This window comes from Sphingomonas sp. NY01 (genome assembly GCF_038809135.1).
Taxonomy (GTDB): Bacteria; Pseudomonadota; Alphaproteobacteria; order Sphingomonadales; family Sphingomonadaceae; genus Sphingomonas; species Sphingomonas carotinifaciens.
In genome coordinates this window covers 1,965,701-1,975,000 of record NZ_CP101722.1, presented here as the reverse complement: position 1 = coordinate 1,975,000, position 9,300 = coordinate 1,965,701, and the positions used below count along the sequence as shown (strand labels likewise).

At 60.9% G+C, this 9,300-nt stretch carries 4 protein-coding genes, 1 tRNA gene and 2 rRNA genes (1 of these 7 running past the window's edge); all 7 read left to right on the top strand.

Annotated elements, in window-relative coordinates:
- Positions 1-2,221 (top strand): 23S ribosomal RNA (locus NPJ82_RS09680) (it extends 603 nt beyond the left edge of the window).
- Between the two features lie 127 nt (positions 2,222-2,348).
- A 5S ribosomal RNA gene (gene rrf, locus NPJ82_RS09675) occupies positions 2,349-2,463 on the top strand.
- A gap of 83 nt (positions 2,464-2,546) precedes the next feature.
- Positions 2,547-2,623: transfer RNA gene (locus NPJ82_RS09670), tRNA-Met, on the top strand.
- An 829-nt stretch (positions 2,624-3,452) separates the two neighbouring features.
- Positions 3,453-4,421: a DNA repair exonuclease gene (locus NPJ82_RS09665; RefSeq protein WP_342657204.1), complete on the top strand. Its 969-nt coding sequence runs from the start codon at positions 3,453-3,455 to the stop codon at positions 4,419-4,421.
- A 393-nt stretch (positions 4,422-4,814) separates the two neighbouring features.
- Positions 4,815-5,234 (top strand): VOC family protein, encoded by a 420-nt coding sequence (locus NPJ82_RS09660; RefSeq protein ID WP_342657203.1) that lies wholly within the window; start codon positions 4,815-4,817, stop codon positions 5,232-5,234.
- Positions 5,235-5,275: 41 nt separating this feature from the next.
- Entirely contained in the window at positions 5,276-7,705 is a 2,430-nt protein-coding gene (locus NPJ82_RS09655) for an Svx/AvrXca family virulence/avirulence protein (protein WP_342657202.1), read from the top strand.
- 146 nt (positions 7,706-7,851) lie between these two features.
- Entirely contained in the window at positions 7,852-9,288 is a 1,437-nt protein-coding gene (locus tag NPJ82_RS09650) for a glycoside hydrolase family 27 protein (protein ID WP_342657201.1), read from the top strand.
- Positions 9,289-9,300: the final 12 nt, after the last annotated feature.

Below are 9,300 nucleotides of genomic sequence, written 5' to 3'. Positions count from 1 at the left end.
TGAGGCCTGACAGCGTACCTCTTGCATAATGGGTCTGTGACTTAATGTTTCAAGCAAGCTTAAGCCGATAGGTGTAGGCGCAGCGAAAGCGAGTCTGAATAGGGCGCTTTAGTTTGAAGTATTAGACCCGAAACCCGGCGATCTAGGCATGACCAGGATGAAGGTGCGGTAACACGCACTGGAGGTCCGAACCGATTAACGTTGAAAAGTTACCGGATGAGTTGTGTTTAGGGGTGAAAGGCCAATCAAGCCGGGAAATAGCTGGTTCTCCGCGAAAACTATTGAGGTAGTGCCTCGAGCGGACACCATAGGGGGTAGAGCACTGGATGGTTGCGGGGGTCGCGAGATCTACCAACACTAACCAAACTCCGAATACCTATGAGTGATACTCGGGAGACAGACGGCGGGTGCTAAGGTCCGTCGTCAAAAGGGAAACAGCCCTGACCTACAGCTAAGGTCCCCAAGTCACGTCTAAGTGGGAAAGCATGTGGAAATCCCAAAACAACCAGGAGGTTGGCTTAGAAGCAGCCATCCTTTAAAGAAAGCGTAACAGCTCACTGGTCTAAACAAGGGTTTCTGCGGCGAAGATGTAACGGGGCTCAAGACGTGCACCGAAGCTTAGGGTGTGTACTTTTGTACACGCGGTAGCGGAGCGTTCCGTAGGCCTGTGAAGCGATCTGGTAATGGGTCGTGGAGGTATCGGAAGTGCGAATGCAGACATGAGTAGCGATAAAGAGGGTGAGATGCCCTCTCGCCGAAAGACCAAGGGTTCCTGCGCAAGGCTAATCCGCGCAGGGTGAGCCGGCCCCTAAGACGAGCCCGAAGGGGGTAGTCGATGGGAACCACGTTAATATTCGTGGGCCTGGTGGTGTGTGACGGATGGTGTGTGTTGTACGGCCTTAACGGATTGGCCGTGCTTCGAAACTGTCCCGGGAAATAGCCCCACCGTATAGACCGTACCCGAAACCGACACAGGTGGTCAGGTAGAGTATACCAAGGCGCTTGAGAGAAGTGTCCTGAAGGAACTCGGCAAATTGCCTCCGTACCTTCGGAAGAAGGAGGCCCCACATGAGCGCAAGCTTTTGTGGGGGGCACAGGCCAGGGGGTAGCGACTGTTTAGCAAAAACACAGGGCTCTGCTAAGTCGGCTTCAAGACGACGTATAGGGCCTGACGCCTGCCCGGTGCCTGAAGGTTAAGTGGAGGAGTGCAAGCTCTGAAATGAAGCCCAGGTAAACGGCGGCCGTAACTATAACGGTCCTAAGGTAGCGAAATTCCTTGTCGGGTAAGTTCCGACCTGCACGAATGGCGTAACGACTTCCCCACTGTCTCCAGGACATGCTCAGCGAAATTGAATTCTCCGTGAAGATGCGGAGTACCCGCGGTTAGACGGAAAGACCCCGTGCACCTTTACTGCAGCTTCAGAGTGGCAGTGGACAAGAACTGTGTAGCATAGGTGGGAGGCTTTGAAGCATCGGCGCCAGCTGATGTGGAGCCATAGGTGAAATACCACCCTGTTGTTGTCTACTGTCTAACCTCGTACCGTGAAACCGGTACAGGGACCCTCTGTGGCGGGTAGTTTGACTGGGGCGGTCGCCTCCTAAAGAGTAACGGAGGCGCGCGAAGGTTGGCTCAGGCCGGTTGGAAACCGGCTGTTAGAGTGCAATGGCATAAGCCAGCCTGACTGCGAGACTGACAAGTCGAGCAGAGACGAAAGTCGGTCATAGTGATCCGGTGGTCCCTCGTGGAAGGGCCATCGCTCAACGGATAAAAGGTACGCCGGGGATAACAGGCTGATAACCCCCAAGAGCTCATATCGACGGGGTTGTTTGGCACCTCGATGTCGGCTCATCACATCCTGGGGCTGGAGCAGGTCCCAAGGGTTTGGCTGTTCGCCAATTAAAGTGGTACGTGAGCTGGGTTCAGAACGTCGCGAGACAGTTTGGTCCCTATCTGCCGTGGGCGTCGAAATTTGAGAGGAGTTGACCCTAGTACGAGAGGACCGGGTTGAACGTACCTCTGGTGTACCTGTCGTCGTGCCAACGGCGCAGCAGGGTAGCTATGTACGGACGGGATAACCGCTGAAAGCATCTAAGCGGGAAGCCTCCCTCGAGATAAGATTTCATCAAGAGCGGTCGAAGACCACGACCTCGATAGGCCGGATGTGGAAGTGCGGTAACGCATGGAGCTAACCGGTCCTAATTGCTCTGGTCGCGCTTGAGAGCTCCACACCCCCACCATCAGCCCTGGGCTAGATGAACGGGTGGATGGAAATAACTCTCAGCCAGATAAAACCTCCAAGGTGCATCGATTTTAACCCAACACAACCGCATGCTCGCAGGCTCCATTGCCTGGTGGCCATAGCGTCGGTGTCCCACCCGATCCCATCCCGAACTCGGCCGTGAAACCCGACCGCGCCAATGGTACTATCGCTCAAGCGATGGAAGAGTAGGTCGTCGCCAGGCATTGAAGCCCGCGAACATGCACACAAAGAACCCATTCACATCCCTCTTGCGCCGCACACAGCGCAAGAACAAAACCTCACCACCGCGGGGTGGAGCAGCCCGGTAGCTCGTCAGGCTCATAACCTGAAGGTCACAGGTTCAAATCCTGTCCCCGCAACCAAAAATTACACGTAATTATTCAATTATATCAGCTAGTTAGTTACGCCGGATGGACTCCGACGCGTTTGCAGCGTTCATCCTGCAAACCCAAAATCAATGACTTAGCCGACAGGTTCGTATCAACACGATACCAAACCGTCGGGACTTCATGGGTTGCCCTGACACCAGCATGCGACGTCGTGGCACCCTCTAAGACCTCGAAACCGGCGTTTGTGGCCCGCGTGGTTGCCATTTGGGGTATCGGTGCTGCTGGACGCGACTATCGGCGTCAATCGATCGGGTCGTCGGGGCCCGAGCGGTTGTGGAACGAGGGCGCGGCTATAGCAGAGCTTCCGCTCTTCCGGTTTTCGCGCTGGAAAACGGACGTGCGTTCATTGGTGGCAAGCGGAACGGCCGCTTTGACCAAATAGACCTACATCTTACCCGTTCGTTCATCTTTGTGCCAGGGGCGGCAGTGGAGAAAGCTGGAAGCTGTCCTTAGCAGTAGCGATGCGAAGGGCTGCCCCCCCCGGGGGGGTGTTCCAACACCTACAACTATCTAAGAATGCTTTAGCGTTTTCGGGAATCGAAGATCCTCCGGCGCGGGGGCACTGCTCCGGGATCACAATGGGACCGCAAAAACTCCTGAAATCGACATGTAGGCCCGCGGGATAACCGCTGGGATGCCTTTTATTGTGATCTCTTGGTCCACAGCTCGGCGAGCGGCCGAAGCCACCGCCACGAACGCCGTGCCAGGCTTCTACGGGGAGAACTCGATTGATCCACCGCCTCGATCCCGCGCCCGTTGACGCGGATCGAGCCGATCCTACGGTGACCTGATGAGCTTCAGAATGATCCACTCCGCCGACTGGCAGCTGGGCAGACCCTATGGTCGCTTCGACCATCAGGTGAGGTCGGCGCTGACCGAGGCCCGCTTCGATGCTATCGACGTCCTAGGGCGGCTGGCCGTGGAGAATGGTGCGCGCCACGTCGTCGTCGCCGGCGACGTCTTCGACACGGAAGGGCCCGAGGACCGCACGATCATCCAAGCGATAGCTCGGATGAGGCGGCACGACTGCGAGTGGTGGCTGCTTCCTGGGAATCACGACTTCGCGCGCAATGGCGGCCTCTGGGACCGCATCCGCCAGCGGGCGGGCGATCGGGTGACCGCGCTCACGGAGCCCGAGCCTCGGGAGATCGAGCCGGGCGTCTGGCTGCTTCCGGCGCCGGTCATCCATCGACACAACATAGAGGATCCGACCGAGCTCTTCGATGCGATGGAGACGCCGGGCGCCACCATGAGGATCGGACTGGCCCATGGTTCGATCCGGGACTTCGGATCGCGCGGGGAGACCAAAAACCAGATCGCTCCGGACCGCGCGCGGCGGTCCTCGCTCGACTATCTCGCGCTCGGCGATTGGCATGGAGCGCTGCGCGTGGATGCGCGCACCTGGTATTCCGGAACGCCGGAGACCGACAGGTTCCAGAGGGACGAGCCGGGGCAGGTGCTGCTGGTCGATCTGGAGGAGGGCCGCGATCCCCTCGTCAGGGCGATCCCGACAGGCCGATTCCAATGGCTGGTCCGGGAGTGGACGGTCAACGATCGCATGGCGTTCGATGCGGAATGCGACGCGCTGCTTGGCGCAATCGAGGCCCCGAACACGCTCCTGCAGCTGAGATTGTTCACGCCAGCACGCCTCGCGCAAGGGCGCGAGATCGATCATGTCCTGGTAGCGCGGTTCGGGTCGGAAGACGTGCGCGATCGCATGCAGCAGTTGCCGCTCTCGCGTATCGGGCAAGATTGCCGCCACCTTGGCTAGTACCGAACCTGCAGCGCGCGCCAGAACCGGATCGCCGAGCGCACTCACCTCTGCGAGGCCCAACGCCAAAGCCTCGATCTCAACCTCGTCGAGCGTCTGCGGCGGCAATGCCGGATCCTCGACCAGCCGGTAGCCATAGCCGCGCTCGCCCTCGATCTGCGCACCGGCGGCACGCAGGGCGTCGATGTCGCGGTAAAGCGAGCGGGGCGACACGCCTGTCTCCTCCGCCAGCCGTGCGGCAGTGATCGGCGCAGGCATCGTGCGCATCGTGTGCAGCAGGCGGAGCAGACGATCGGATCGGGCCATGAGCTACTGACGCAAACTGGCAGGAGCGGGTGGCTATACAATTGTCAGCCGCCGACCACCAGCGGTGCCGTTCCCCAGGAGACCCTCATGACTCTCGCCGTCACTCCCCACCTGAACTTCGCAGGCCAGGCCCGCGCCGCGCTCGACTTTTACGCCCAGGCGTTCGGCGGCGAACTCATCGTCATGACCTATGGTGCCATGGGGCAAGCCGACCACGCCAACTCGCCTGATGAGGTAATTTGGGGGCAGGTCGCCAGCGACGACGGCTTCAGGATCATGGCCTATGACGTTCAAGCCGGCCGCGACTATGACGCCGGTACGAACGCCTTCTTCGTGTCGGTGCGCGGCACCTCGTCCGAGGAGGTCCGGGCTCGGTGGGACGCGCTGGCGGAGGGCGCTACTATCCTCCAGCCGATTGGTCCGGCACCCTGGTCGGAGGCGTACGGCATGTTGACTGATAGGTTCGGTGTCACCTGGATCGTCGACGTCGCACCCGGCGCAGCGTGATCGGGGTCGCTTCGCAGGGTGGTGCCAGGTAAGCGCAGCCCATGCCGCGCAACCGCTACTATCAAGGCCCGCCGAGCGACCACTTCGACGGCGTCCGCTTCTTCAATCCCGGTCAGCCCTCCACCGATCGCGGTCTCAAGGACATGCTGCGGTGGAAGCTGGCGGGAGGCGCAACGCGATGGCCGACTGTAGTGCCGGTCACGCCGGCCAAGCCGGAGCCGCGGGTCGCGGGGCTGCGCATCACCATGGTGGGTCACGCGACCCTCCTGATCCAGGTGGAAGGTATCAACATTTTGACCGACCCCGTCTGGTCCGATCGTGTCAGCCCCTTCTCTTTCGCGGGCCCCAAGCGAGTGACGGCGCCTGGCATCGCCTTTGACGATCTGCCGCCGATCGACGTGGTTCTGCTCAGCCACTGCCATTACGATCACCTCGACGTCGCCACGCTGCGGCGCCTGCAAGCGGTTTACTCCCCGCTGATGGCGATGCCGCTCGGCAACGACGCGATCGTCCGCGCTGCGGTGCCGGAGGCGCGGTGCATCGTTGGCGATTGGTGGGATCGACTGCCGTTGGCGGACACGATCACGAGCACGCTGACGCCCGCCAACCATTGGGCGAACCGTTGGCCGACCGACGTGCGGATGGCACTATGGTCGGGGCACTACCTCAACACTCCCGTCGGCTCGATCTGGTTCGTCGGCGATACCGGCTACGGCGATGGCGCGATCTTCCAAGACGTGCGCGCTAAGCTCGGCGCTCCCGCCGTCGCGCTGATCCCGATCGGTGCCTACCAGACCCAGCATTTCGCGATCCACTGGCAGGGTGAAACTGTTCCCAAGGCCGATGCAGAGGCGGCGGGCCGGCATCTGGAATATGTCTGGACGCAGTTCATCAATGGCATAGGTTTCCCAGAGCCGGATTGCGGGACGGCAAGCAAGCGCAAGGTCAACATATTCGTCGGCGCAGATTACGGCCTGACGGGCGGGGCGGACGGACTGGGGCAGTTGGGCATGTGGATCGGCCCCGGCGGGGTTCGAGACCGGTTCGGGCTGGCGCACGAGTTGACCCATGCGCTGCAGGTTGGGTCCGGCGGCTTCCAGGCTTCACCTTACACCGGTTGGATATTCGAAAGTCATGCCAATTGGATGACCCACCAGTTGCCGGAGTTTCGCACGATAACGCACTGTTCGGTCCTGTCGGTCGACTATCCTCATCTTTATTTCGGATCGACTCGGGTGCGATACTGCAACTGGCAGTTCTTGGAGTATATCAAGAACAGCTTTGGTTATCAGGCGATCAACGCCATGTGGTCACGGGCGCCGCGAAAGGACGATCCTGCGGCGGCTACCGCCGATCCGATCGAGGTGCTGATGCGTAATCAGGGCTGGACGGTCGCGCAGTTGAACGACGCGTTCGGCGACTGGGCAATGCACAACGCCAACTGGGACTATACCAACCCGGACGGCAGCGATCAGGGCGCAGTGTATCGTCGTGAATATGGCGAATATCGCGAGCAGGGGGCCGAACGGCTGCTGCGTACCGCGGTACTGGATCCGATTGACCTGTCTCGCCGCCGCTTCGCGATCCCGGCCGCGGCCGCACCGCAGCGTTGGGGCTATAACATCGTCCGCCTCCATCCCGATGCCGGCGCATCCAAGGTAGCGGTTACCTTCCGCGGGGTTGTGCAACAGTCGTCAGCGACCACGAACTTGCCGGGACTGGCCGACGAGCCCGATACAATCCCGACGCCCGCGAGCGGCTGGCGCTGGGGGTTGATAGCGGTGGGGGCGGACGGCCAAAGTCGTTACTCCCCGATGCAACGGGGCGCCACCGGGCAGGCCTCCATACAGATCTGGCCAGGTGACACGGGCTTGTTCATGGTGGTGCTCGGTGCGCCTGACACGTTTCAGCATATCCGTTGGGAGCAGCCCTATTACTCGATCTACCGCTATCCCTGGATGGCCCAGTTTCAAGGTGCGATACCCGATCGCTATCAGCCGGGCGCACCGGAACCGGTCGCCGGTGGACGCAGCCATGCCAATGGCGGCGGCTGGGTCGCGGCGGAAGCCTCTGTAGATGCCGGCGCCTATGTCGGTCCCTATGCGCGGGTACTTGCCGGCAGTGTGCGCGACAAAGCACGGGTGGAGGATCATGCGGTGGTGGCGGGCGGTCAGGTGCTCGGCAACGCTCGCATCGGTGCTCTGTCGGTGATCCGGGGCGATACCGTGGTCAAGGACGAGGCGCAGGTCGCCACCACCTTCCTGGGCATCGGCGAGTATGAACGCGGCATCGTTCTGTCGGGTAGCGCCCGCAACATCGGTGACGTCGAGCAGCGCGGCGCATCGGCGGTGCGCGGCACCTTCTACGGGTTCGTCGACCCAAGTGTTATCGCCGATCCCAAGCGAGGTGCGGCCCTTACCGCGGCCGTGCAGGAAGTGACCGCTGCGCCTGATTATCGTTGGCGTGACTGATCTGGCGCGAGATGAAAGTGAACCGGGGAGCCCCTATGTATCGTCTGTCGATCGCTCTTGCTCTTAGCGTCTGTCTCATGCCGTGCTCGGCGTCGGCGCGCGTTGGCTCAACAACCGCGGTGGTTCTGCCGGACCGCACTGGCGCCATGATGAACGTGGTCTTCGACAAGCCAGTGGCACGGCCGGGAGTGCGGCTGATGGAATTGACGCGCACGGCCAATGGCTGGCGTGGTCAGCTGACGTCCGATTGGTATGGCACCATGCCGATGACCAACATCGTGCGCAACGGACGCTCAGTCAGCTTTGACATTCGGAACATCAACGTGCGCGGCGTGCCAACCAGGCGTTGGACCGCGACCGAGACGCCGGCGGGCATCGTGCTGGCTGGTGGAATCTGGGATCAGGAGGTGCGCCAGATCGGACATGTCGCAACCGCTGCAGCGGCATCTGCGCTGGCACACCGCGAAGTGGCCTTGCCACCGCTCGGTACGATTGCGCCGGACGGTCTTGCTGCAACGCCACCGATGGGATGGAGCAGCTGGAACAAGTTCGCAGAGCACATCGACGACCAGACGATCCGCGCAATGGCCGATGCAATGGTGTCGAGCGGACTTCGCGATGCTGGCTATCGCTATGTCAACATTGATGATGGCTGGCAGGGTACGCGCGGGCCGGACGGCGAACTGCAACCCAACGACAAGTTTCCCGACATGAAGGCGTTGGCCGATTATGTCCATTCCAAGGGACTGAAACTCGGCATCTATAGCTCGCCGGGACTTAGAACCTGTGCCGGTTATGTCGGTAGCTATGGTCACGTCGAACAGGATGCTCGCACCTTCGCAAGGTGGGGCATCGACTATCTGAAATATGACCTGTGTTCGGGCGAGTGGCAATACGCGGACGCCGATACCGTCCAGCGAAGCTATTACCAGATGGGTGCGGCGCTGAAGGCGACCGGGCGGCCAATTGTCTATTCGCTTTGCGAATATGGTCGGTTCGACGTTGCGTCATGGGGTCGGTCGGTCGGCGGGCATCTCTGGCGCACGACCGGAGACATCACCGACGATTACGCCTCGATGAGCGACATCGGTTTTGTCCGCAATCCCAAGTTTGGTCATGCCGGACCTGGCGGCTGGAACGATCCCGACATGCTCGAGATCGGCAACGGCGGGATGAACGAGGAAGAATACCGGACGCATATGACTTTGTGGGCAATGTCGGCCGCGCCCCTACTGATGGGTCATGATCTGCGCACGACCAGCGCCGAGGCACTTGCGCTGCTGTCAAATCGCGATGTCATCGCCATCGATCAGGATGCACGGGGGGTTCAGGGCAAGGCAGTACGTGTCGTCGGCCTGCAAGAGGTGTGGGCCAAGCCGCTGGCGAATGGTCGTGTTGCCGTCGCTTTGTTCAACCGTGGACCAGATCCAGCCCGGATGACACTGGAGCCACAGGACGCCGGATTTGTACACCTTAAGGCCATTCGCGACTTGTGGCGAGGCCGCGTGATGGACCAGCAGGAGCGCACGTTCAATGTGCCACCACACGGCACGGTGCTTGTTGAGGTTGATGGTGAGGTTTGAGTTTTGAACATC

What these genes read in the sequence shown, in the direction of transcription:
- NPJ82_RS09665 (WP_342657204.1), top strand. Translation starts at nt 3,453, where the DNA reads ATGATCCACTCCGCCGACTGGCAGCTGGGCAGACCCTATGGTCGCTTC.
- NPJ82_RS09660 (WP_342657203.1), top strand. Translation starts at nt 4,815, where the DNA reads ATGACTCTCGCCGTCACTCCCCACCTGAACTTCGCAGGCCAGGCCCGC.
- NPJ82_RS09650 (WP_342657201.1), top strand. Translation starts at nt 7,852, where the DNA reads ATGATGAACGTGGTCTTCGACAAGCCAGTGGCACGGCCGGGAGTGCGG.
- NPJ82_RS09655 (WP_342657202.1), top strand. Translation starts at nt 5,276, where the DNA reads ATGCCGCGCAACCGCTACTATCAAGGCCCGCCGAGCGACCACTTCGAC.